Below are 24390 nucleotides of genomic sequence, written 5' to 3'. Positions count from 1 at the left end.
ATGAACAATAACACACAGGAGTTTGTTACTATTGTCAAACTCAACGGACAAGAGGCGTATGATACTATTGAGCGCCTGAAAAAGAAAGTTTCCGACCTTACAGCAGCGCGAGACAAAGCTATTGCTGCAGGGGCGGATAGTAATTTCGTTAAAGGCTTGTCTAAAGACTTGAAGCAAGCTAAAGCGGAACTGAAGGCATACGATACTAATGTACGCAAGACCGTCGAGACCCTCAATAACCTTTCAGAATCGTCTATTGAGGACGTTAAGAAAGCTATGAGGGCGCTTCGACGCGAGATGAACAAAACAACAGATCCTGAGGACTACAAGCGACTCAACAGCTTGTTGGAGCAATGCAAAGACCGTGTTGATGAATTTAAGGACGCAGTCGGAGAGAGTAATGCAGAGCTACGAAAAATGGCTAACGAAGCGGAAATAGCTGCTAACGTTGTCAAAAATATAAACGGAGCATCAGTCAACGATCTGCGCTCAGCTCAATCTACAATCGAGACGCGCATGTCCGGAATGAATCCCAACTCTACCGCATACGCAGAACAGAACGAAGATCTGCTCAAAATCAAAGCACGTCTAGCGGAAATAGCAGAGAAACAACGTCTCGTTAATACCATTACAGATCAATACAACGCGGAGTTGAAAGCTGCAGGGCAAGAATGTAATACTGTCCGCGACAACACCCAGTTGATAGAACGTACGATGCGTAATCTATCAACATCGTCCGTCCGTGACTTGCAATATTCGCTTAAGATGGTAAATAAGGAGATGGATGGAATGGACAGGGGAACTAACGGATTCAAAGCCATGCAACTGCAGGCCAAGCGGTTGCGTACTGAGCTTGAAATGGTAAGAAGCGAGGGTGCTGCACAAAAGTCATGGGTGGGTAGCATGGCAGATGGCTTCAATCGAATGCAGAGTCTCACCATCTCAGTAATAGCATCTATCACCGGATTGTCTATGACTATTCGAAAGTGTGTGTCCGAATACGCATTGATGGATCAGGAGATGGTCAATGTTCAGAAATATACCGGACAGACAAAAGACGAAGTGAAAGAGATGAACGAGGTCTTTAAGAAGATGGACACACGTACACCTCGCGAAAAACTGAATCAACTAGCCGGGGATGCTGGTCGACTTGGTATTACCACAACGGAAATGGTTGAAGAGTTTGTCGACGGTGCAGACAAAATCAACGTCGCGTTGGGCGATGACCTCGGTGAGAATGCTGTAAGAGATATTGGCAAGCTTGCAATGATGTTCGGTGAGGATAAGAAGAAAGGATTGCGTGGCGCTATGCTTGCTTCCGGTTCTGCAGTGAACGAATTGGCACAGAACTCATCTGCAGCAGGAGGCTATCTCGTAGACTTCACAGCAAGAGTGGCAGGTGTTGGCAAACAAGCAGGGTTGACACAGCAACAGATTATGGGATTTGCTTCTGTTCTTGATCAGAATATGCAGCAAGACGAGACGGCAGCAACGGCTATGCAAGGACTTATCACTAAGATGTTTCAAGACCCTGCCAAATTCGCGAAACTGGCAGGAGAAAGTGTCAAGGATTTCACGACATTACTGAAAACGGATGCCAACGAGGCATTACTGAAATTCTTCGGTGCGATGAAGAATAAGGGTGGATTTGACAAACTGGCTCCTATGTTCGAAGCAATGAAGATGGATGGGGCTAGGGCTACCGGTGTACTTTCTGTGATGGCTGATAAACTAGAGGATGTGAAAACTGCACAGAATTTGGCAAACAAAGCTTATGCAGAAGGAACGAGTGTTATCAAGGAATTCAACACACAGATGTCATCAGAAGAAGCTTACTTAGATATACAAAGAAAGAAATTCAAAGACCTTAGTATTGAGTTGGGTGAGAAGCTATTGCCTGTTGCAAGATACACTGTATCGACTGCAGGGACGATGGTGAAACTCTTACTGAAGCTTACAACTTTCACGTTCAAATATAAAACTACTATTATCACTTTGACTACAGCTATAGCATTATATACAATTGCTGTCAATGGTTCTGTTGCTGCAGCCAAACTCACAGTAGTTTGGAATGACAAGGTAGTCAAAGGGCTGAAAACGCTCTATGTCGTTATGATGAAACATCCCTACATGACCGTAGCTGTAGCTGTTGTCGGACTGGTAGCCGCATATAGAGATTGGAGAGACGGCATCGTGAAAGTGAATCAAGCAAAACTTAGGCTTCAAGAAGCTAACGAAGAAGCGGCTAAAGATGCGGATGTTGAGCGCAAAAATCTTCAAGCCCTATACAAAGCTGCCACCGACAAAGCTTACTCCGACGCTGTACGCAAAAAGGCAATAGAGGACTTGAATAAACTCAGCCCGGAATATCTTGGTTTCCTGAATGCAGAAAACATCGGGACTGCAAAAGCCAAAGAGGCTGTAGACGCTTATTCTCACTCGCTAATTCTCAACGCTAAGGCTAAACAGCTTGCTGCACAAATAGAAGACGTACAAAACAGAAAGAAAGAAACACGGAATGAGGATTACTCAAAGTGGTATGACATGTTCCACACCGACATCAATGATGTTTTCGATAAAATAGAACGTAGTAAGAATGCCGTTGGTTCTCTTCTGTTCCGTGGAAATCTTAGTGGATGGTATGAAAAGACCTCTCTTGACGGCTATGCCCTGAATCCACTGCAAGCAGCTAATATCAGACGAAATAACGAATTGCAAGACCTTAACGCAGCAGAAAAAGCACTTAACAAGGAATATGCAAAGACCAACAAAGAATTATTAGAAAATCGTGCAAAATTTGAAAAAACTCTTAAAGATCTAGATACAGGGGGAGGTGGTAATGGTAATAATAATTATGATGGGAAAAAAACTGCAGCTGCAGAAAGAGCAAGCAAAAAGAGGGAAGCAGCTGCGCTGAAAGCTAAGAAAGAGGATGATAAGAAAGAGAAAGCAGAATTGAGTATACATCTTGCCGATCTCTCTACTCAATATGCACAAGGTCTCATTACTCATCGAGACTATCTTCATAAGATAGAAGAAGAGCAATTAGCAAGTCTTGCAAGACGTAAAGCGATATGGGGAGAAGAGTCTACAGAAGCTCAGCAACTTGTAGACGATGAAATGAATATCAGGCGACAGGCCATGGAAGCGCATCATAAACTCAACGAAAAAGAGATTGAGCAAGCGCGGATTGCGCAAGCTGCAAAAATAGAAGCGATGTTCTATGATGAAAACTCAGACATCTACATGAATGAGGATGCGTTGAATGAAGCTCTCTTTGAAAACGACATGTCGGCCATGGCCGATAGAATGGCGATGATGCAGGCAGGTACCGAAGAATGGTTCGACTTGAAAGAACAGATGGAACGAACCGAGCAAGAACATCAACTGTCTATGCAGAGAAATTATACAGAGATGCTGTCGCAATATAGGGAACAATGGGGACGTGGAGATGTAAAGATGCAGGAAGAAATCGCACTCAAAGGATTGGAGATATTACATACAAAAGGACTTGTTTCGGAAAAAGAGTATCAAGAAATGTTACTCAATATCAAACGGAACTACGCAGCCAAGCAGGCAGCCATCGACGCAGAGAACCATGGGGCCGGTTCTGCCGATCGTAAATTCAATGAAGATGTCAACACTGTTCTCAACCAAGCTCGCGCCAAGGCCGGTGACGCATCAAAGGGCGGTGATAGCTCATTCGGTGATGCGCTTTTTGGGAATGACATCAAAAACTGGAAGAATGTCAATGAACAAATCGCTATTATGGATAAGGAAGGGGTTATTACACACGCTCAAGCGAATGCAGCGAAAGCGCTGAATGACGCTCAATATCTTGAAAAATTGACGGATAAGGCACAGTGGGCGTATGGACAACTCAATTCCTTGATGCAGGCCGGAGCAGCTTACTCACAGGCTTGCGCTGATTTGGAGACTGAACAGATTAACAAGAAGTACGAACAGCAAATAGCTGCAGCTCATAACAACTCGGCTAAGCGAGAAAAGATAGAGAAAAAACGTGATAAGGAGTTGGCAAAGGCAAAGCAGAAAGCTAACAAGAAAGCTATGAAGATTGAGCTGGCGCAGGCAGTAGCTTCGACAGCTTTAGCTGCCATCAACGCGTATTCGTCAACAGCAAAGATTCCTATTATGGGTCCTACACTGGCTCCTATTGCTGCAGGCGTGGCCACTGCTGCAGGTCTTTTACAAATTGCAACTATCAAGAAACAACACCAAGTTGAAGAAGCCGGTTATTATCAAGGTGGATTCACAGGGGGAAACAACTACAGACGTCGTGCCGGGATTGTACATGAGGGTGAATTCGTAGCTAACCATCATGCAGTTGCCAACTCAAGCATATACCCTGCCCTACAGCTCATTGATCAGGCACAACGGAACAATACCGTTGGAAGCCTAACAGCGTCCGATGTGGGACGTGCCGTCGGTGCCGGTTCTACAGTCGTATCTGCTCCGGTTGTCAACGTACAAACAGACAATGCGGAACTTAATACGGTCATCGGCGCACTCAACGATGTGTTGGCTCAACTGAATATACAGTTGTCTCAAGGAATTCACGCTTTCGCAAGCATCGACGGACCGAACGGAGTGAAGCATCAATTGGATTTGTTTGACAAAATGAATAAGAACAGATGATACATTGCTTACTAAACGGAAACACGGCTTATCCGGATACGTCTTCAAATATCAAGGTGACGTATTCAAATCCGTATGTAGAAGACTCCGGGAGCTATACATATACTATAGCTTTCCCAATGGCAATTATGTCTAACAGAGCGATATTCGGCAATGTTGACAGGCAAGAGACTAGAAAAAGAATCCCGGACTTCTCAGATTGCAAACTCTACATAGACAATCGGCTGATTATTTGTGGAAAAGGAACCGTCATAGGCATTGCCAGCGGACAGGTAAAGCTACAGATAGTTGGTGGGAAAAGCCGTATCAAGTATAATTCACGTTTCGCATCTCATTATATCGACGCGATTGATTATGGGGTCAAAAGGAAAAAAGGAATACAAGGACATTTCGGAAACAACCCCAATGCTACCTATATACATGATTTTATCAAAACGGATTTAAGTAAGAGCAGTCTTATCGGAGAACCCGGCATATATGCCTACTGTCCAATCTATGATGAGACTCATGAAAGATTTCATAATGTGCCTTTTGTTAAAGACAATAGAAGTCAAGGAATAGAATCTACAGCAGCACAACCATTCCTTTTGTTTGTCGTGGAAAAAGCTTTGGCAGCAGAAGGCTTCACGCTTATTAGGAATGATTTCAATAAAGAACCATGGAACATGTTGCTTATCGCATCATGTAGATTAGGACTTGATATTGCTGGCTCATTACCTCATTGGAGCGTCTATACCTTCCTTGATGAAGTGAGAAAACTGCTAAACGCGACGTTGATTTTTAACGAACCGAACAAAACGGTACAACTTGTTTCGGGCAGTGAAATGTTATCGGAAGGGTATGTAGAATACGAATGTGACGACGATTTTAATTGCGAATATGACAAAGACGGATTAAGCAATCTTGCAACTTCAAACATACAATACAGTTTCGCAACTTCTAGTAAGCGAGATTGGAGAGAGGTCGTGTCTGCAGATATTCAAAAAGCATTCACGATGAAAGAATATGATACCCCTGCAGCTGCTGAAACAGCCGGAAAGGCTATGTCGACTAAGGAAAGACGTACAACTCTCTTCAAAGCAAATGGAAAAACATACATTTACGCGATGTTGGAACATAGTCCTGAAAGCGCTACACTTGTTGAGAAATTTACACAAGTAGGTTTTTTCAGTCCACTAATAAGAGATGCTGAGAGTGATAACTTTATTGACTTGAAAATTTCTCCAGTGGCTATGGCTTCTATTAAGTTGTTCCCCGATGATGATAAGATACGTGAGTTTGGAAGTGATATTCCAAGAGATATAGAGCTATGCGTCCCATCCATCTCTGTTGATAGTACAAATAAGAATAGTAATTCTGCGGATGAAAGTGGTGAAATTTTCGTTTCTGTCCAAGATGCCATGGACGGAAGTAGTATCAAGGCGGAAGAAGACACAGAAGCCATTATGCCGGTGATGTTCCTTAGCAAAAAAGCTTATAACACGTATATGAAAAGGGCTGTAGCGATTAAGGACACTGCTGATGAAGATAGCAAGGCCTACCGTTTCCCATTCGCATATACCGACCAAAACATGTTTCCTGAGTTCACAGCGTCAGGAACAGAGGCTGACCATGGGTCATTCTCTTTGATAGACAAAGAATCAGGAATTGGTAAATTCTTCATGGAGAAGATGTCAATAGATAAAAATGATTTGATGACTATCAAATTTATAACTGACGATATTCCAGATCCATCTAAAATATATGTCTTCAGGAACAAACGATATATATGTCAAAAGGTGGAGCTGGATATTAAAAACGGTTCTATCGAGCGACTGAAAACCGGATACTTCTACCAAATGAATTAGGTTTTTATATGATGTTTCTAGTGAGGGCAGCGTGTAGTGATTACAGGTTGCCCTTATAATGTTTCGTCTGTTCATGTACCGTATCAGTTTGCTTCAGATAACGATTCGTAACAGCGACATCAGAATGTCGAGCTTGATCCCTAGCGACTACAATACCCTCTGCATTGGCTAAATCTCTGATTCCAGAATCCTTTAAAGAATAGAATTGATAGGAGTCCGGGAAGTGCAGTGCTCGACGTACCTTCCCCCATTCCTGCCGGAATCGATTGACATATATTTGTTTCGGCCCGGGAATAATATCCTTTCCGAAAAGATAGTCGCTTGATGGATGCTCGAAGATACGAAGCTCTATCATCAACTTTAACAGAGAATCATTGAGAGCTATCGTTTGCCCCTTGCGATTCTTACTGATTTCTGATGATACATAGACTGTTTGCTCGGTTATGCTGATGTCACCTATCTTGATATATCGGAGCTCGTCAGGACGTATAAAAGTGTAATACTCCATCATACAAGCAAGATAGAATGAGGGCATATATTTATAAGTGTAATCATGCAGACGCTTAAGAGCATCCGCTGGGAGCGGGTCGCGGAACTTGTCGGTCTCCTTCATCATGTGAATATCCTCGATAGGGTTTGCTTCGATATATTGACGTTCTTTCAACCATGTACCAAGAGTTGACAGCCAAGTCCTATAATTATTCCGGGTTTTAGAATTGACGTCTTTGTCAAAAATAAGATAATCAAGAAAATCGACCGCAAACGTACGGTCAAATTGGTAGACATATTTGATATTCACATTAGTCTCAAGTAGATACAGCTGTAGTTGTTTGAGTCGACTTTTGTAATCGATAGCCGTTTTGTGCTTCAAGATGCCTTTCTGTTCTGCAACTGTGATATAGTCTGCATAACGCTGTACGACAATAGAGAACTCCGTATAATGTCGTGTCTTCTTCGCATGAGTGAAAGGATTCCAGCCGGCTATCAGCTTTTGATAGATATTGTGAATAAGAATGGAAGCCATAGTCTCACGTTCTTTCGTAGTCTTATAACGATCGAGCATATACTTCTTGCGTTTAAGCCCACCCGATATCGGGTCATATGCAAAGAAATCGACATACCATTGCTTCCCTCGATGAAGACGAGGAAGTGTGAACTCTATTATATCCTTATGCGATGTGAGTTTTTTGTCTGATAAAGACATTTTTTTACATTGTTCGCTTCGCAACCAATGCTAGTTTGTAACTCTGTTCCAAAAAGTGTCCGAGTCATTAATACTCGAAACGCTCGAAAGCCACTATATATAGGACTTTCGAGCGTATTTAGTTGCGGAGGCAAGATTTTTTCCTAGCAAGGTCGGAAGCCATTATTAAACCTATTATTACCAGTAAGATACGGACATCTATTTCTGTATGTCCGAATTTTGTCCGAGTTGCAAAAGCACCTCTAGACTTTTTCCAATTTGCTCATTAATCTTTTTTAAGTCAAAAATTCGGGCATCTTTCTCCTGAATAATCATTTTCAATGCAGAATTTTCCGTTTTCAAGACTTCCAAAGGATATTTTTCGAGCAGTTTCTCATTACTATCTAGCATTGCTGCAGACGCCCCTCCGTCCGAGTATTGGAAGAAATCTCCTATATTACAATCAAGAATTTCCGCCATTTTTATTAATTTACTCACTCGTATATCTGGTCTTTTTATAAAATATTTAAGCGTTAAGTGAGTTTCATTCCCCCACAAAAGCTTGCAAAATTGCCTATCTGTCAACCCTTTAGATTTCACGACCCTCAAAAGAGTTTGATAGTCAATTGCATCATGTTCATACCGCATAGCGTTTGTTAAATTCATAATTATCTAGGAAATATTATCCTAGTATTGTTGGATAATTAATATTTTGTTTTTATCTTTGCGTTAAATTTAGCGATAAAATTCAACTTAAACGAGATTATGAACGGAAAAAAGAAAAATGTAGACCCACGGGATTACTACCGGAATTTAAGAAAACGCGACAAAAGCAAGTTCCTGCAGTATCTGACTAACACGTATGGGATGAACATTAATACCATACGTGCTAAGCTTGCTGACCGTCCGCACGCACATCTCACTATACTGGAAGAAATTACGCTGGTTCAAGTAATAATATCAAATTCATGGAAACAATAGAGTTTCGTACAAGCCCTGACGGGACTGTATATTACAAAACAATCAATCAAGAAGAGAAAAAACTAACTCGCTTTTCGAAAGAAGTTATCAGCCCTCTTCTTGAAATCATCAAACATAGATTTCCGCAATGCTATGCTAGGCTTTTCACTATATATCCTGCTAAAAATAGTAGTATCGCAGAAATTAGTGTTCATCAACATAAAATGGTAGAACGTTTTGTACGCTGCAATTTTGGTGAACACGATTTGCTTACACAAGATATAGAACACGACATGTTGCACTTCGAAGAAGTAAGATGCCCTCTGCGAGGTGGATATTGCAAACACGAGAATATTATTTGCCGTCCAAAAGGAGTCGTCAACATCTCTCCTGCTGAACGAGTAGTAGTAAGTCTATACCTTGATGGTATGACCTTTGATAAAATCTCACATCTATTGCATAAGAGCCCATCTACGATCAAGACGCAACTTTTACGAGTCAAACAGAAATTAAAGGTAAAGAATTGCCGTGAGATTATACGCATCATGCGATTATACAACTATTAGACTTTAGCCATAATTATATGATGCCCGGCAGGAATGATTCACGGGCTGGATCTAGTAAAACATTAGGGACACCTGCCGTTTTATAAAATGAACGAATACTGTAAAACCTGTAGGTACGGACGCAATCAGATCAACGGACGATACTGCACAATACTTAATAGATATGTTGAACACTCAAAAACAAGCCCCTGCAAAGAAAGTAACCATCGAGGCTTTTGAAAAGACAATAACTCTTTGGAAAGAAAAAGGAAAACTCCCAGCGAATTTCAGACTTATACAGTATAATAACGGTTCTTTCCTTGGTCAAAGTGGAGAACATGTGTTTCTTTGGAATGCCTTTGGACACGCATACCGCTTTATAGTAGGAGGTGAAACCGTTAAATGCGTAATTTGTGACAAGACCGGAACTCCCTCTATTCAAGAGGCAATGCTGAGCGAAAGATGTAATGAGTTGGATATTTGCTCCGATTCTAAGATGTATTTTGAGACTAACAAAAGCTAGGTTAGCTTTGCAATAATTAAGTAAGAACGATATGATTAAGGCTGAAGACGTTTTCGAGGCAACCAACGGTGGACTGGATATTATTCTTAATATATATCCGCAGGCAAGAGTCTGTGTCGATACGAAAAACAAGCATTTCGCAATCAGAAACGAACGTACACCTTCTGCCTGTTTGAGGGAATACAATTCTGAAAGGTATGGAAAAATATGGCAAGTAACAGACTTCGGTGGCGAAGGGCGTGGAGAAAATGCCATCTCGATTTACATGCGCGAGAATGGTATAGACAGGTCTCGATATAACGAAGCTCTATTGCAACTAGCTAGCCAGTATGGCGTTAAGGATGAGCTATCATATACAATCAACAAGCCAACATTCAAAGAACGGGAAGCTAATCAAGAAGAACAAGATGGCTCCCGAAACTTTGAGTTAAATGAAAAAATGACAGCTGAAGAGCTGGCCATCTTAGGACCAAAAGTGACGCAAGCAGATGTAGAAGCGCTGCACTGGTATTCTGTGAAGTGGATATCAACAGTCAAAGATAGAAAGGTGAAAATCAAATACTCAAACGAGCATTACCCCATCTTCTTGCGTGAATGCATGATACGGCCAGCTCAAGGCGATGAACCAGAAGAAAAATTCTATAAGATATACGAGCCTCTGAATTGTGATAAAGGATTTCGCTTTAGCTATACACCTGCAGGGAAAAAACCACAACATTACGTGAACGGTCTCTCAGAACTGAAAGCCGCTTATCACGAAATGAATCGTAAAGAAGAGCAAGAATGGCAACGAACACATGATGACGATAAGCCTTACAAAGAAAAGAAGCTCAAAGAAGCTTTTATCTGTTCTGGAGAGAGAGACAGCTTATGCTGCCACTCCATGGGCTATCATCCGCTGTGGTTCAATTCTGAGACATATAAATTAAGCGTCGAAGAGTACCGAGAGATCATGAAATATGTCGAAGTTCTATACAATATCCCGGACATCGACGAAACAGGGCGCAGAAAAGGAAAAGAACTGGCCTTACGCTTTATTGACATTCATACAATTTGGCTGCCGGACTGGCTTGAAAACTATCACGACAAACGAGGGAACTCGCGTAAAGACCTCCGCGACTGGATGGAACTTAGAAGTCAGAAAGCTGATTTCAGGAACCTTATGGAGTTGGCCATCCCTGCACGTTTTTGGACAGAGCAGATGGATAAAAACGGAAAAACGAAGTATGAAATTGATACGGAATGCTTATACAACTTCCTACATCTGAACGGCTTCAACGCACTACGTGATGACACGACAGATCTCATTCAGCTCGTACATATAAATGGTAATATCGTGAAGCGCACTTCGGTACGAGAAATGCGTGACTTCGTGACATTGTGGGCAAGAAACTTCCATCAAAAACGTGGAGTTAGAAACTTGATTCTCAACAGCCCGAAGTTAACCGGACCATCCTTGGAATCTCTCTTCAGCATTACACTTGACTTCACTTCCTATACAAAGAATAGTCAACTTTTCTTTTTCCCAAACAAAACCGTCGAGGTGACTCGCGACGGGTATAAGGAATATGAGCCCGGAGCGGATGATATGCACAACTACGTATGGGAAGAGAATGTTATCGGGCACCAGTACAAGAAGATGGATGATATGTTTGAAATCATACGCAGTGTTGACGAGAATGGTCGGCCAACGTTCGATATTGTCATCAAAAATGTGAAAAGCCACTTTTTTGGTTATCTCATCAATACTAGTCGCCTATATTGGAGAAAGGAGATGGAGTATAATTTCGGTGACGATCGTGAAGCAGCTAAAACATATCAAGAAGCACATATCTTCGACATCGCTGGTAAAGGACTGACCACCGATGAGATTGCAGAACAGAAACAAAGTCTTCTTAATAAAATATTCACCTTTGGATATATGCTTCATCACTACAAAGACGCAGCGCGAGCATGGGCGCCAATGGCTATGGACAATAAGATAGGTGAAGAGAATGAATGTAATGGCCGTAGTGGCAAGAGTTTTTTCTTCAAAGTTCTCTCTCTACTGATGAAGACCGTGAAGCTGTCAGGGCGTAACCCAAAGCTGATGGATAACCCTCACGTCTTCGATCAGGTAACACCGCATACGGATCTGATGCTCATAGATGACTGTGACCAATATCTGAAAACAGATCTATTCTATGACAATATCACTTCTGATATGACCGTGAATCCCAAGAATAATCACTCTTTCACCATTCCATTTGAAAGTAGCCCGAAAATAGCATTTACAACTAACTACGTACCTTCAGATTTCGACCCATCCAGCGAGGCTCGACTGATATATATGGTCTTTTCTGACTATTATCATCAACGAACTGAAGAGAATGATTATTTAGAGACGCGCAGTATACGAGACGATTTTGGTAAAACACTATATGACGCATTCTATACAGAAGAAGAATGGAATGCGGACATTAACTTTTGGCTGCAATGCTGTAAGTTCTATCTATCTCTCATAGACGAATCGGTCAAACTCATGCCGCCGATGAACAACATTGCAAAACGCAAACTGAAAGCCGTGATGGGAGCTGCTTTCGAGGATTGGGCATACGGTTATTTCTCACCTGAAAGCGGTAACCTAGACACTATGCTACAGAAAGATAACGTTATACAGGAGTTCAAGATTGCAGCACAACTGCCGAAACTCACCACACAGCGATTTACTCGCCAGCTGAAAGCTTTCGCAGAGCTATGCCCATGGATTGACGAGCTGAATCCTAGAGACCTTCAGGACGCGAATGGACGCATTCAACAAAAAATTGAAGTGGCGTTGGGCATCAAGAAGACAAAGGACATGATTTATCTCAGATCTAAAGAGGACGACAGGCCATTTTAATCATATCTTTAATTCGTTTCTGTAGGCGGAGTAGTCGGATTTCGGCTGCTCCGTCTCTTTTTATACACGTTATCACTTTTTTTTACAAACGACATGTTAGGAACAATACGCCCCTTAGCTTCCCCCACTCCCTCTTTCTTATTTTGTACTAAAACTTTGTGACTTTGTAACTTCTTGTTGGTTAAAGCCTTTGAAAGGCTAATAAATAAAGGGGAAAAGGAAGTCACAAAATGGTCACAAAATCAAGTCACAAACGGTCACAAAACAAAATCAATTTGTGACAACCACTTTTTGGTAATTGCAGTCACAAAACAACGACTCTCTACACAAAAATGTGACATACAAGAGGCGTGTATAATATATATTGATTATCAATGCGTTACGCCTTTTACACAAACTTTTATCCGGTCACAAACTTTTCTGACGAAAAAGAGTCTAAAAGAAAAAGAAGCAACAATAGAGAAGTCTATCACACTTATAATAACAGCGTTTTTTCTTTACAAAACATCATATTTTATAGAACTTTCCTACTCTTCTAGGAAAAATCATTTTTTTTCACTAACTTTACATGCTGAGAAAATAATCTATAACATCTATGAGCCAGTTTGTTACTTATATTTCTGTCAAACCTTTTATAAAACAGTGGTTAGAATATCATTATGGCAGTCCTGTGATGTTTCCGCCTATGAGTGCGGAAAATGCGACTATACGGAGATTTTTAATAAAGCGTCCAAATGGGAACAGACCAATAATAGGTGACGAATCTACTGTTACAATAGCAATTCCTGACTCGAAACAAAAGCCAGTCATTACATACAACTATTTAGGTAAACATGCTAAGGAAGCTGTCGTTGAATGTATAGAGGATACTTTTCGCATTCAGATGTGGAATGATTTGAACGATCTGCATGAAGCAGGATGTTCTATCCTAAAAGGGATACAAGCGTGGTGTGAAGCCAATGGTATCTCCACCGACTATGATTATACCATCAAGATGCGCTATCAACGCATGCGAAATAATTATTTAAAGAACGGAGTCGACCTCAGATTGCGCAAAAGAATTAGAGACAAAGATTAACTGTTAAAAATAATAAAATTCATATGGACACCAAGCCTCTTTTTGTTCGTAGCCATTCTTGGCCGTTCAACACTGTTCAAAAACTTTTTTTCCTAGCTTAGTATGAAAATAATGAAACTTGTAGTCGCTGTCGCGAGAACGAAGTATACCAATTTGGTATCATCAAAAAGAATTGGTATCAACCGAATGACGATACCAGATAATGTGGAATGGGAAGAAATTCATATAAAAATCCCTGCACAACTTACTATTACACATAAGACAGAAGAGAAAAGCGATATATATATTGCTCAGCTGAGATTTCTAACCTGCACAGATATGAACACACAAGGTCACTACGCGTGGCGCGTATGTCTAAATGGTGGTCAATATCTACTGCTTGGTACTGGAAATAGGCCATTCGCAACGATGGAAATAACGGAAACGTATCCGGCGGACGTGAAAGACAACCAGCTAAATGAAGTGCTTATCAACTATTCACACCCTCAACCTATCCCATATATAGAGGTATAAAGGTTTTTTTACAGGTATAACAACATGGCTACCTTTGTAATAAAAAGAAAGGTAGCCATGGATTATCAACTCGTTATTTCAGGAACTATTGGCAGTTGGTGGAGCGGTTGTTCTGCCGACTATGTCCGTTATGTGCTCAACAAGAACAAGGGAAAGGACGTACATGTCGGTTTCTGTTCACTAGGTGGCTTTGTCAAAGATGGTCTTGAAATGAATCAGGCTTTCAAAGATCATGGAAAGGTACATGCCCATGCTTTTGGGATGAATGCTTCTATTTCCACAATAGCGATGCTAGGCTGTCAAAGCATTGATATTGTCAAAGGCAGCTTCTTCCTTATTCATAACGTCTCGACTTGGATTGACAAATATGAGCAAAGTAATAAGGAGCAACTCGATAATATGATTAAACAACTGCAACAAGAGCGAGAAACGTTGAAGACTTTCGACGATGTACTAGCTTCCATGTATGCAGAGAAAACAGGAAAGACCGTGGACGAGTGCTTGGAACAGATGAAAAAAGGTAATTGGCTCACGGCTCAGCAAGCGAAGGAGTTTGGACTTGTTGATGAAATTAGAGAGGACAAAGCTGCCGAACAGACTGCCGAAGAATTGAACAACAGATACACCAATTTCTATTCTAATATATTTAAGGATGCAGGCATACCGCCTTTGCCTACCGATACTCCGCAACAACATGCTGTTACTGAAGGAATAACGGATAGCGAGGGCAATCCAACTAATAACTTCTTGCAAAAGACTTGGCAAGGGTTACAAAGCCTAATCCGTAACAATCAAGCAAATAACCAAAACAACAGCATGATTAAGATTTTTGCAAGCGTAATGACGCTCTTGGCATGCTCCGACGGCTTTCAACCACAAGCTGACGGAAACATCGCACTTAGTCAAGAGCAGATGAAGAAAATCGATGATGAGTTGACTTCACAGAAAAAGACTCTCGAGGAGAATGCAGCTGCAATGAAAGCAGCTAAAGATTCTATTGAGAAACTGAAGAATGAGAAGACTCAACTAGAAGCCGATTTGAAACAGAAGGATGAACAGATTAAGAATCTGGAAAATGGTCCTGCTGAAGATGTTGAAAAAAAAGACTTGAACGGTGAAGACAATGTCACTGCCAAGGATTTGTATGACCTTATTAAAGACGTGTAATTATGAGTAACAAGAAAAATGGAACCGTGACATTCACACCGGAAGAGTTGGCAACTACCTTTGTGCGCTATCGCACTCAGTTACTCCAACTCCCTATATTCGCGTTGCAGGAACTGCTGAAGCACACTAGTATCAGAACAGGAATTCGCTACAAAGAAGTTGTTTCACAAATCGGTGGAAACTTCGAGATGGGAAACTATGACGATGCGAAACTAGGAGAAGATGGTGTTACTATCAAAGGTCGCACGTTCGAGACTTTCTTCGGAAACTGCGTTGAACCTATCAAGCCTAACGAGATCTATCAAAGTATTTGGGGAAGTGACATCACCAAGGGAGACGGATTGGAAAAAGTGCCTATCACACTTGAGGTAGCAAGCTACATCGTTAAGAAAATTTGGGAAAATGTTCTTATGAACTCTTTCACAGCAAAGCATGACTCGTCTGACAAGAAGAGTACCGCAAAATGGTTCAATGGCTTCAAGACTATCATTGATAATGATATTGCCGGAACAAACGAACGTCGTGAAGTGCTTATCTCGAAAGAACTAGGTAACTTGCAGACTGGAACAGACTCTATTACAGAACAGAATGCAGAAGACCTTATCAAGGACTTCTACTGGGCTAGTGACGAGAAACTACGTAGACAGAAACTGAAGCTCTTTATCAGTGATATTGGTTACCATCACTATACGGAAGCCTATCAGACCGCGCATGGTGCACTTCCATACAACTTGTCATACGATAAGAAGACGCTTGACGGAGCGTCTAACGTGGAATTCGTACCGCTGTCTTTCGTACCAAAAGACTTCATGATTCTGACCCCGAAGAACAATATATTCTGTCTGTTCAATCAGAAAACAGCAGACGAGAAGTATCTCATCGAAAAATCTCTCAAGAGTCATTATCATGTCGATGTGATTGCCAATGCTTTCTTCGGAACTCAGTTCGAACAGGTAGATAAGGAAATGCTTTCAGTCTGGGAGAAGAACCCCTCATAATCTCTTCAGGGCGAGTCGTTCATGATTAATTGACCGACTTGCCCATTTATTGTCAAACATTCAAAATAAATTATCATGGCATATAAATGTACTGATGCGGAAAGTATCTATGTAGACCTTCCGTTCTGTCGTGGCAAAAAATCATTGCCCGGTCTTCGTGGTAAAGTATACGGTATCTCAAAACGAGACATCGTGAGCTATCCTACAATTACACAGAAACCGGCTAAATTAGCCGACTTCGTCACTTATACCGGTGACTTCAAATTGGCTGCAGATAAAAAATGGCATCAGGTAGGTCTGATTCCGGATCAGAGTCAACTACAATCAGAGTCTCAAGGTTCTTATGGATCCAAGACTTTCAAGAATACATTGAAAGTTCTCATACCCGGAACGGAAGAAGATGCTACAGGATATATCTGCGAAGCTAACAACGACGAGATGATATATCTTGCTGTACAGCGAAATGGTAAGGCGCGAGTGCTTGGTTCTGACGCTTTTACCCCGATGTTGACTTTGTCTCAAGACAGCGGACAAAGTGCAACAGATACTAATGCAACGACGATTCAGATTGAAGTTACTGATATTTGTCCTGCACCTTTCTATCCCGGTAAGATAGAGACTGCAGACGGAAATATTTCAGGAGCTACCGGAATTGCAGTCGCAGCAGCTCCAGCTGTATCGCATGACTAAATTGTAACCAAAAAGGATGTGATGACACGCAAGGCATGGCCACGTGTCATACATCCTTCTAATTTATTAATTATGATAGACCATCAATTTACACTGAAACTGAAACATTGGCTAGAGGAGAAAGAGCACACAGAACATCAGGATATTATAGAAGGTGCGATGATGCTGTTACAGCTGAATAAGAACCAAGCCATGTTCAATACTATCGTACGTCGCCCTGAACGATTTGTAGAAAAGATAAAGTATGAACTGAATAAGTTCTTACCGATGCGCCTTGCTAAAATGACATTGGCCGACGTGAAAGAGCTTGATGACGAAATCACACCTGTCATAACTGCTGCAATAGAAGCAGAACCGGAAGACAACACTACGAAGATAGATGATGAAAAAATACTACCTCTTAGAGGTGGGAAGCGTACCGATCATGACAATCTACCAGTAGAGATTCAGAATATTTGGGGACATAATGCTGACAGGTGGAAGAAAATCAAGGAAGCATTCAATACTTGCAAAGCCCTCGAAAAGGTTTGCGATCGCTTTGAATATCTGATGATCCTCAAAGACCTTTGGTATAAATACAAAGCAGATTTCGACATCTACGACTCATATGTAGTGCCTTCTGATAATTCTGAAAACAAGGAAGCCAATAGCACGAACGACCCTTTGAAAGCCGCTAAGAATATCGGTAATGCAAGGTCGTACATTTCTAAGAATATTGATAAGCTCATAGCACTGCAGCATACCTCAGAGGACCCGACTGCAGGAGAAAATGCTATGATAGACTATCAAAATTTGCGAAAGAAGATGTACGATCGAGTGCTAGTTATCACCGCAAATGGCGAAGTGATTGGCGAAGAAGTGTTGTCAAAGCTGTCTGAAGCTGGCATTGAAATGAACAGTAACGATGAACAGGAAGAACCCGATAGCGAGTCTTCTAAATCCGCTCAGTAAGCAACCATTCCAGTGCTATCTTGGCACAGGACTACACTCTCTCGGACTGCTCGGTTGGATTCTTGAGCAGACCGGGAGAGCTGATGTTTATGTAAGTACATTTTCAACTTCTGACGCCTTCTTGTCCGGATTTTGGAGATTAAAGAAAAAGAAGCTTATTGGACATTCTGTGCTTGTTGCAGATCTGAAAGCTTCTCAAAAGACCATACAACTTTATAAACTGATGCAGAACAATTTCGATACGGTATATCTTTCCATGAACCACTCGAAGATTATGCTCATACAAAACGAAAAATGGACTGTATCGGTCATCACTTCACAGAATCAGACATACGGAGACCGTGCCGAGTGTACCATGGTAACAACAAGCCAAGAAGCTTTTCTAAGCTTATATACCGGCTTATCAAACATTGTTAACAACAAAAGCCTGCAACTCAATGGACTATTCTCAAGAATTACTGAAAGAAATAGAGACGAAAGCTGAAGAGATGATGACTCCAAAGGAAATCTCATTTCTATTGAATGTTGACGAAATCATATTGACAGATGACATCAATACGATTGGACATCCTGCTAGAAAAGCTTTTTTCAATGGAGTATCAACATCGGCCTTACAACTTCGAGAGAATATAAGAGAGGCAGCCATAGCCGGCTCACCTTTCTCTATTGCAGAATGTCAAAAGCTAATCATGAATCAGCTTTCAGAAGTGAACGTTTAATATAATCATGAGCCTACCTGTCAACATAGATCAATACTCTAGATACATCACACTCTCCGATGATGAACTTCTTGAACTACGAGTAAACCCGAAAATCCTCGAAAGACTGCATCGTCTTCGGGGATTGTATGCGTATTGGCTCCAGTTCCCTACGAAGTTCGATCAAGAGATCGTACAATATGATATGTCTATGTTCAAGGTAGGACGGGCGCAAGCCTATGATGATCTGCATCTTGTACAATTGCTGCTTGGAAATATACAGCAGGCAGGAAAGGAATTCATGCGATGGAAGATCAATAAAGACTTAGAAGAAGACTTGAAGAAAGCTAGACGAGCCGGAGATTTCCGGTCCGTTGCTGCCATTGAAAAAAACCGCATCCTTAACAATCGTACCGATAAGGACGATGAGCCGGAATTCGAGTTCGACAAAATCGTGCCTCAGAACTTCGAGCCTACCGATGATCCATCGGTTATCGGAATTGAGCGAGTTCCTGATTTACGCAGTCGTATCAAGAAGCTCATTACAAAGTACAGTAAAGACACGATGATCGAGGATGCCGAATACGTAGAGGTGGAAGATGATGGAACAGACTCAACCGAATAGACAGTATTTCAACGATGCACAACTATACACGCTGACGATGAATACGCGAGACGAAGTCATCGTAGCCGGACGTGGACTTGGAAAAGGTGCCATACAGGCACGTCGCGCCCAAAGTTGTGTACAAGGAATGCCGGGCTCGATGGGGGGCTTCGTGGCGCCATCAGTAAAACGATGCCTCACGAATATCCTACCATCCATGCTCATTCATTTAGAGCGATGGGGATTCAAGCGCGACCTTCATTATGTAGTCGGGAAAAAGCCTTGGAAAAAATTACATTGGAAAAATCCGATCTTCACACCGGCCAACTGGGAGAATACCATCAGCTTCTATAACGGTTCTGTTATCAATGTCATTTCACAGGATAGAAGTGGTACGTCAAACTCAATGTCTCTCGACTATCTCATCATAGATGAAGCGAAATTTATTGACTTTGAGCAGCTCAAAGATGAGACGTTTCAAGCTAACCGTGGTAATGAGATGTACTTCCGAGACTTCCCATTACACCACGGTATGACCATCACGAGCGATATGCCAATTACAAAGAAAGGCTCTTGGTTCTTGTCATACAAGGAAAAGATGGATCCAGAGCTCGTCGAGGTTATCGAAGGACTGGTCTTTCAACTTTGGAAACTCCGAAAAAAACGTCTTAAACACCCTGGAAACAGCATACAGATTGACGAACAAATAGGTAAATTGCAGCAGAAACTTTCATTTTTCCGCTCACAATGTCTTTTATATAAGGAGTATTCATCTATAGAAAACTTAGCATTGCTTGGAGAAGAGTTTATTCGTCGAGCAAAACGTGATTTGCCTCCGCTGACATTTGCTACTTCTATTATGTGTAGGCACATTGGCATCTCGGCAGACGGCTTCTATGGTGGTATGCGTGAAGACGTCAATCTCTATACCGCACCGAATGAGAATGTCCTCAATTTGCATAACCTCGATAAAGACAACATGCCTGATGATTGCAGGATGGATAGCGACCTTATTGGAGATGCACCGCTATGCATAGCGTTTGATGCTAATGCAAACATCAACTGGCTAGTAGTAGGTCAAGTTGGTTTCGACTTCAAACTTCGAGTCTTGAAATCGTTCTTTGTTAAATATGAGCGGAAACTTCCTGAATTACTAGAAGATTTCATGAGTTATTATCGCTATCACAGGCGTAAACAAGTAATTTTCTATTATGATGCTACATTCGTCGGAAACAATTATGCGCTGCATAATAATGACTTTCATAAAGAAATTGAGAAAACTCTGAAACTGCATCAATGGAATGTGCGTGCAGTGTATATCGGGCAACCTATGTCGCATATCGATAAGAATGCACTCATCAACCGGATGTTCCGTGGTCGTGCAAATCACATGATTCTCATCAATCGCGATAACAACCCTGACCTGCTAATTTCCATCACTTCGGCAGGTGTGTATAATGGCAAGAAAGATAAGCGTGGTGAGAAGCTGGCAGAGACCGAAGAAGATAAATTGGAGGCTCGTACTGATGGCTCCGACGCCTTTGATACGCTTTGTATAGGTGTAGAACGGTTCCCTGTCATGCAGATACGCGGTATCACCACCAATTCCTACTCAAAATAATTCTCCATAGTTTTCTTTTTTCATGATGTGTGGTCGTCTCCATTCGTGGGGGCGACCTTTTCTATTTTGCAGCTTTCAACCCCTATACTTGCTTCTATGTCATACCGCTAACCAAAACTTGTTATGTCAAATTCATCCTTTTACCTCTTTTTGTAAAAAACACTATGGTACATTGATGCCAACGACCAAGAATATGACTGATACGATACCGATGCTTCTACCTAAGACTGTCATGATTTCAAGAAAAAGAGAGGCAACCCCAACCATCTCTACTTACAAGTTCTATATGTCTACTCACTGTGTCTGTCCTCGTTATGACCATTGATTGACCTCTGATTCCGTCTGTTGTTATCATTGCATTTTGATATTGTCGCACTTCTTATTTTTCCTTTGCAAAATTAGCGCACTCCCGACTACTGCAAGGGCACGCTCTGACTTGTCTCGAAAACTTTTTAAGAAAAATGGGCATAAGCCTATCATTTTTCCAAGCGTTGTTAAAAACTTTTCGGCCATCTCTTGCATTGCTGTCTTTCCGATTGCTGCTCTCTTATGCACGTAAAAATTAAAAAGTTCAACAATTAAAATTATACAATTATGACAACAACAACTATTTTCTCAGACGCAACTATCAAAGGCTTTCAAAAAGGACACAGAAAGAGTAGCATGTTTTCACAGAACGTCTATCAAGTAGAAGTAAATGGGGAAGACGGAGATTACTTAACATTTGAAATCATGGCAGACTCATGCGCAGAAGCAACTGCAACAGCTGAGCAGCTAGCAATGGATTCAATGGTCGATATTATGTACATCAATGTAACCATCATGGGTTAATGTTTCACTTTCAAAGAGATACAGTTATGAAGATTAATGAACACAACGAGAAAGTTTTAGAGAAGTTCGCAACTATGATCATCGAACGTATGAAGCAGATGAAAGCAGGACAATGGAAAAAAGGATGGGTCGGTCGCACATTAGGCGGCCCCCCATCAAATATAGAAGGAAAATACTATCAGGGAAGCAATGTCTTCTTGTTAATGCTAGACTGTGCAATGCATGATTACGAGCTTCCTGTCTATTGTACACTACGTCAAGCGAACAAACTAGGAGCGCATATCAATAAAGGCGAAGAGTCTATGCCGGTCATTTTCTGGGACTACTCCATCACCACGCCCAATGGCCGGAAAATCACACTACAGGACTACCTCAAGTTGTCTATAGAAAAGCAGGCTGAATGTACTAAGTTCCCATTCTTGAAGAGCTATCATGTGTTTAATATCGCACAGACTAATTTGACAGAGAAGCACCCGGACAAAGTTGATGAGTTTAGAAAGGTATATGGGAATGCCGAAAACTCTACAGACACAGACGGTATGTATGACAATATAGCTATAGATTCTATGCTGGCTAACGAAAGTTGGTTGTGTCCTATCGAATACACAAAACCCTCTGACGGAGCTTATTATCAGCCAAAATACGATAGAATAGTCGTTCCTATGAAATCTCAGTTCAAGACAGGAAAGACCGATGATGAGATATACAAAGACGGTCAAGAATTCTACGCTTGCCTGCTTCATGAAATGGTCCACTCTACAGGCATAGAAAGTCGCTTGAATAGACAAAGAGGTAAACGTTTCGGTGATAAGCTCTACGCAAAAGAAGAGTTGGTCGCGGAACTGGGTGCAGCACGTATAGGGCAAGCACTAGGATTTGACAAACGCATCCTTGACAATAATGCTGCCTATCTAGACTGCTGGATAGCAGGACTGCAGCAAGAACCAACATACGTGCTCACACTACTATCTGATGTAGAGAAAGCTAGCAAAATGATACTGGAGAAGATTGCTTAGCATCTTCACCTATAATATTACTCCTGTGGCAATGCCTCAGGAGTTTTTTTTTGTTCAAGCCTTGAAAGTATTATACACCCTGCCTACCGTATGTCTCACTACACCTTTGCTACGCTAACACCTAGCAAAACCTTGTAGAAATACCATAAGCAGAGCAGAACTGTATAAACCATCAGCGCACATATCATCACTCTATATACGCATTGCCGTATTACGAAGTGACAACAAGTGCTTTACTAGCGTTCCAGTGCCACGCAGGCAACCATGGCAACGTATCGAACGAGCTCGACACCATACCATGTCAAAGCAGTAAGGACAGTATATGTGTATGCAGCAATCGAGAATACTCCACGATTGCAGAATACCGAGGATGGCAATTGCCAACGAAGAAAAAAGCACAACGTTGGTCACGAACTTATAAAAGTTCTTTACATATACCGTTGAAGTGCAGGGAGGCAATTGCAAACCTTGCGTAGGGCGGTGAGGGCAAGAAACGCAGACCATTCTGCTTTTTCCTGTTTGCAAAGTGCTATTTGATTAGAAATCAACACTTTGCAAAATACGACCGTGGAAAACACATGCAAAAAACATGTTTTTTAAATCGGTCTCGCAACTCTCAGGGCGTTGAAAGTTGCGAAAATTGCCCTCAGATTTACAGATATACCCTTAAATCTAAGGGAAAGCGGTAAAACACCCCTTTTTCAAATAATGATAAAAAGGGATGTTTTTAGGTTTGAATATTTTTGACATGCGAAAATATAATACTTCAACATCAAAGATAGGTTGCTGCTTCTTTTCAAATTGATTAACGATTTTTGTAGACTTCGCGATGGATTTTAACGCGAAATATATGATATTCAGTAAATATTCTATATCTTTGCATATTATATACTTTAATGGAAAATAGAAATACTCAAAAAGTCTTATGATTCACTGCAAATACATGCCGAAATACATTGATGAAGATGTGTACTACTTGATACCTAGTATCAATATCTAAAATGGCGAGGAACTTCTTTCTTCGCCATTTCTTTTACAGATTAAACTAGATGAAATGTTAATCTATCACCTTTTGATGATTTTCTTTCTCTTTTATTTGGTTAATACGCAAAAGATTATTACCTTTGTAGTGTCAAATATAAAATGAGTCATATGAAGTACACAGAGAAAGAAGATGAGCTGATACAAGCTCTAAGAAATTACAGAAAGGCCTATCCAAACGGTGAACAAAATTTGGAAATCTACATTATGGGGTTGGTCTACGAGTTAATGGAACATGAATAAAGAACCGCTCTCCCTCGAAAGGGGGAGAGCTAAAACAAAGCAATATGGAAATAGCAATCAAACAGCAAAAAACAACCGTTCGACAGGTTCTTAACGATGTTTATGAAGAGGTAAACTGGGCATACTTGGCAAAAAATTACTTTGGCAAGTCGCGCTCATGGCTCTATCACAAGTTTAGCGGGACGAACAACGGAGTTGCAGACGATTTCAGCGATGTAGACCGAGAACGGTTGAAGACTTCATTACAGGATATAGCAGGGCGCATTATGCAAGCTGCTGACAGGCTATAACTCATTGCCTATATTTGACGAGAGAGGGTGTGTCAAAATTGATATACTCTCTTT

General features: G+C 41.3%; 21 protein-coding genes. 19 read left to right on the top strand and 2 right to left on the bottom strand.

From position 1 onward, the window contains the following. Positions 1 to 4656: a phage tail tape measure protein gene (locus HMPREF3034_RS00110; RefSeq protein ID WP_062432173.1), complete on the top strand. Its 4656-nt coding sequence runs from the start codon at positions 1 to 3 to the stop codon at positions 4654 to 4656. Continuing rightward, positions 4653 to 6503, top strand: coding sequence for a hypothetical protein (locus HMPREF3034_RS00105; protein WP_062432170.1), 1851 nt, complete (start codon positions 4653 to 4655; stop codon positions 6501 to 6503). Before HMPREF3034_RS00110 ends, HMPREF3034_RS00105 begins: the two co-directional genes overlap by 4 nt. 40 nt (positions 6504 to 6543) lie before the next feature. Here the strand turns inward: HMPREF3034_RS00105 and HMPREF3034_RS00100 are convergent, their stop codons facing one another. Next, positions 6544 to 7707, bottom strand: a complete 1164-nt coding sequence (locus tag HMPREF3034_RS00100; protein ID WP_062432167.1) for a tyrosine-type recombinase/integrase — start codon at positions 7705 to 7707, stop codon at positions 6544 to 6546. Positions 7708 to 7905: 198 nt separating this feature from the next. Beyond that, a complete protein-coding gene (locus HMPREF3034_RS00095) occupies positions 7906 to 8352 on the bottom strand; it encodes a hypothetical protein (protein WP_062432164.1) in 447 nt (148 codons plus the stop codon). A gap of 518 nt (positions 8353 to 8870) precedes the next feature. Between HMPREF3034_RS00095 and HMPREF3034_RS12765 the strand changes: the two genes are divergently transcribed. The 17 genes from HMPREF3034_RS12765 to HMPREF3034_RS00010 all read left to right on the top strand — a co-directional run bounded on the left by HMPREF3034_RS12765 (position 8871) and on the right by HMPREF3034_RS00010 (position 24336). Continuing rightward, on the top strand, positions 8871 to 9212 hold the full coding sequence (locus HMPREF3034_RS12765) for a helix-turn-helix transcriptional regulator (protein ID WP_197421706.1): 342 nt from the start codon (positions 8871 to 8873) through the stop codon (positions 9210 to 9212). Positions 9213 to 9375: 163 nt separating this feature from the next. Beyond that, positions 9376 to 9714, top strand: coding sequence for a hypothetical protein (locus HMPREF3034_RS00080; protein WP_062432154.1), 339 nt, complete (start codon positions 9376 to 9378; stop codon positions 9712 to 9714). A 31-nt stretch (positions 9715 to 9745) separates the two neighbouring features. After that, on the top strand, positions 9746 to 12595 hold the full coding sequence (locus HMPREF3034_RS00075; protein WP_062432151.1) for a hypothetical protein: 2850 nt from the start codon (positions 9746 to 9748) through the stop codon (positions 12593 to 12595). Positions 12596 to 13280: 685 nt separating this feature from the next. Continuing rightward, on the top strand, positions 13281 to 13673 hold the full coding sequence (locus HMPREF3034_RS00070; protein ID WP_156431004.1) for a hypothetical protein: 393 nt from the start codon (positions 13281 to 13283) through the stop codon (positions 13671 to 13673). 102 nt (positions 13674 to 13775) lie between these two features. Further along, entirely contained in the window at positions 13776 to 14186 is a 411-nt protein-coding gene (locus HMPREF3034_RS00065) for a hypothetical protein (protein ID WP_062432145.1), read from the top strand. 24 nt (positions 14187 to 14210) lie between these two features. Then, positions 14211 to 15353 carry a Clp protease ClpP gene (locus HMPREF3034_RS00060; protein ID WP_082721643.1) on the top strand — a complete coding sequence of 381 codons (1143 nt, stop codon included), beginning with the start codon at positions 14211 to 14213 and terminating at the stop codon, positions 15351 to 15353. A 2-nt stretch (positions 15354 to 15355) separates the two neighbouring features. After that, the gene (locus tag HMPREF3034_RS00055) at positions 15356 to 16351 is read left to right on the top strand and encodes a hypothetical protein (protein ID WP_062432139.1); all 996 of its coding nucleotides are present in this window, start codon (positions 15356 to 15358) and stop codon (positions 16349 to 16351) included. Between the two features lie 75 nt (positions 16352 to 16426). Further along, complete coding sequence (locus tag HMPREF3034_RS00050; protein ID WP_062432135.1) at positions 16427 to 17041, top strand: hypothetical protein; 615 nt, start codon at positions 16427 to 16429, stop codon at positions 17039 to 17041. A gap of 18 nt (positions 17042 to 17059) precedes the next feature. Further along, positions 17060 to 17992 (top strand): hypothetical protein, encoded by a 933-nt coding sequence (locus HMPREF3034_RS00045; protein WP_156431003.1) that lies wholly within the window; start codon positions 17060 to 17062, stop codon positions 17990 to 17992. Further along, positions 17946 to 18476: a hypothetical protein gene (locus HMPREF3034_RS00040; RefSeq protein WP_062432126.1), complete on the top strand. Its 531-nt coding sequence runs from the start codon at positions 17946 to 17948 to the stop codon at positions 18474 to 18476. The genes HMPREF3034_RS00045 and HMPREF3034_RS00040 overlap by 47 nt, the downstream gene beginning before the upstream one ends. Beyond that, positions 18430 to 18711, top strand: a complete 282-nt coding sequence (locus HMPREF3034_RS00035) for a hypothetical protein (RefSeq protein ID WP_062432123.1) — start codon at positions 18430 to 18432, stop codon at positions 18709 to 18711. Before HMPREF3034_RS00040 ends, HMPREF3034_RS00035 begins: the two co-directional genes overlap by 47 nt. 7 nt (positions 18712 to 18718) lie before the next feature. Continuing rightward, positions 18719 to 19315: a hypothetical protein gene (locus HMPREF3034_RS00030; protein WP_062432120.1), complete on the top strand. Its 597-nt coding sequence runs from the start codon at positions 18719 to 18721 to the stop codon at positions 19313 to 19315. Further along, a complete protein-coding gene (locus tag HMPREF3034_RS00025) occupies positions 19290 to 20915 on the top strand; it encodes a hypothetical protein (protein ID WP_231725565.1) in 1626 nt (541 codons plus the stop codon). Before HMPREF3034_RS00030 ends, HMPREF3034_RS00025 begins: the two co-directional genes overlap by 26 nt. Before the next feature lie 594 nt (positions 20916 to 21509). Next, positions 21510 to 21746 carry a hypothetical protein gene (locus tag HMPREF3034_RS00020; protein WP_062432117.1) on the top strand — a complete coding sequence of 79 codons (237 nt, stop codon included), beginning with the start codon at positions 21510 to 21512 and terminating at the stop codon, positions 21744 to 21746. Positions 21747 to 21772: 26 nt separating this feature from the next. After that, on the top strand, positions 21773 to 22762 hold the full coding sequence (locus HMPREF3034_RS00015; RefSeq protein ID WP_197421705.1) for an ArdC family protein: 990 nt from the start codon (positions 21773 to 21775) through the stop codon (positions 22760 to 22762). Between the two features lie 1143 nt (positions 22763 to 23905). After that, the gene (locus tag HMPREF3034_RS12760) at positions 23906 to 24046 is read left to right on the top strand and encodes a hypothetical protein (protein ID WP_197421704.1); all 141 of its coding nucleotides are present in this window, start codon (positions 23906 to 23908) and stop codon (positions 24044 to 24046) included. Between the two features lie 44 nt (positions 24047 to 24090). Next, the gene (locus HMPREF3034_RS00010; protein ID WP_062432111.1) at positions 24091 to 24336 is read left to right on the top strand and encodes a DUF5053 domain-containing protein; all 246 of its coding nucleotides are present in this window, start codon (positions 24091 to 24093) and stop codon (positions 24334 to 24336) included. Positions 24337 to 24390 lie beyond the last annotated feature (54 nt).

This window comes from Prevotella sp. DNF00663, from assembly GCF_001553265.1.
Taxonomy (GTDB): Bacteria; Bacteroidota; Bacteroidia; order Bacteroidales; family Bacteroidaceae; genus Prevotella.
This window is presented reverse-complemented; position numbering and strand designations above follow the sequence as displayed.

Coding starts and splice junctions, on each gene's coding strand:
- HMPREF3034_RS00010 (WP_062432111.1), top strand. CDS start 24,091: ATGGAAATAGCAATCAAACAGCAAAAAACAACCGTTCGACAGGTTCTT.
- HMPREF3034_RS00015 (WP_197421705.1), top strand. CDS start 21,773: ATGAAGATTAATGAACACAACGAGAAAGTTTTAGAGAAGTTCGCAACT.
- HMPREF3034_RS00110 (WP_062432173.1), top strand. CDS start 1: ATGAACAATAACACACAGGAGTTTGTTACTATTGTCAAACTCAACGGA.
- HMPREF3034_RS00105 (WP_062432170.1), top strand. CDS start 4,653: ATGATACATTGCTTACTAAACGGAAACACGGCTTATCCGGATACGTCT.
- HMPREF3034_RS00060 (WP_082721643.1), top strand. CDS start 14,211: ATGGCTACCTTTGTAATAAAAAGAAAGGTAGCCATGGATTATCAACTC.
- HMPREF3034_RS00095 (WP_062432164.1), bottom strand. CDS start 8,352: ATGAATTTAACAAACGCTATGCGGTATGAACATGATGCAATTGACTAT.
- HMPREF3034_RS00100 (WP_062432167.1), bottom strand. CDS start 7,707: ATGTCTTTATCAGACAAAAAACTCACATCGCATAAGGATATAATAGAG.
- HMPREF3034_RS00075 (WP_062432151.1), top strand. CDS start 9,746: ATGATTAAGGCTGAAGACGTTTTCGAGGCAACCAACGGTGGACTGGAT.
- HMPREF3034_RS00040 (WP_062432126.1), top strand. CDS start 17,946: ATGAACAGGAAGAACCCGATAGCGAGTCTTCTAAATCCGCTCAGTAAG.
- HMPREF3034_RS00055 (WP_062432139.1), top strand. CDS start 15,356: ATGAGTAACAAGAAAAATGGAACCGTGACATTCACACCGGAAGAGTTG.
- HMPREF3034_RS00020 (WP_062432117.1), top strand. CDS start 21,510: ATGACAACAACAACTATTTTCTCAGACGCAACTATCAAAGGCTTTCAA.
- HMPREF3034_RS00050 (WP_062432135.1), top strand. CDS start 16,427: ATGGCATATAAATGTACTGATGCGGAAAGTATCTATGTAGACCTTCCG.
- HMPREF3034_RS00070 (WP_156431004.1), top strand. CDS start 13,281: ATGAGTGCGGAAAATGCGACTATACGGAGATTTTTAATAAAGCGTCCA.
- HMPREF3034_RS00065 (WP_062432145.1), top strand. CDS start 13,776: ATGAAAATAATGAAACTTGTAGTCGCTGTCGCGAGAACGAAGTATACC.
- HMPREF3034_RS00025 (WP_231725565.1), top strand. CDS start 19,290: ATGATGGAACAGACTCAACCGAATAGACAGTATTTCAACGATGCACAA.
- HMPREF3034_RS12760 (WP_197421704.1), top strand. CDS start 23,906: ATGAGTCATATGAAGTACACAGAGAAAGAAGATGAGCTGATACAAGCT.
- HMPREF3034_RS00035 (WP_062432123.1), top strand. CDS start 18,430: ATGGACTATTCTCAAGAATTACTGAAAGAAATAGAGACGAAAGCTGAA.
- HMPREF3034_RS12765 (WP_197421706.1), top strand. CDS start 8,871: ATGGTAGAACGTTTTGTACGCTGCAATTTTGGTGAACACGATTTGCTT.
- HMPREF3034_RS00030 (WP_062432120.1), top strand. CDS start 18,719: ATGAGCCTACCTGTCAACATAGATCAATACTCTAGATACATCACACTC.
- HMPREF3034_RS00080 (WP_062432154.1), top strand. CDS start 9,376: ATGTTGAACACTCAAAAACAAGCCCCTGCAAAGAAAGTAACCATCGAG.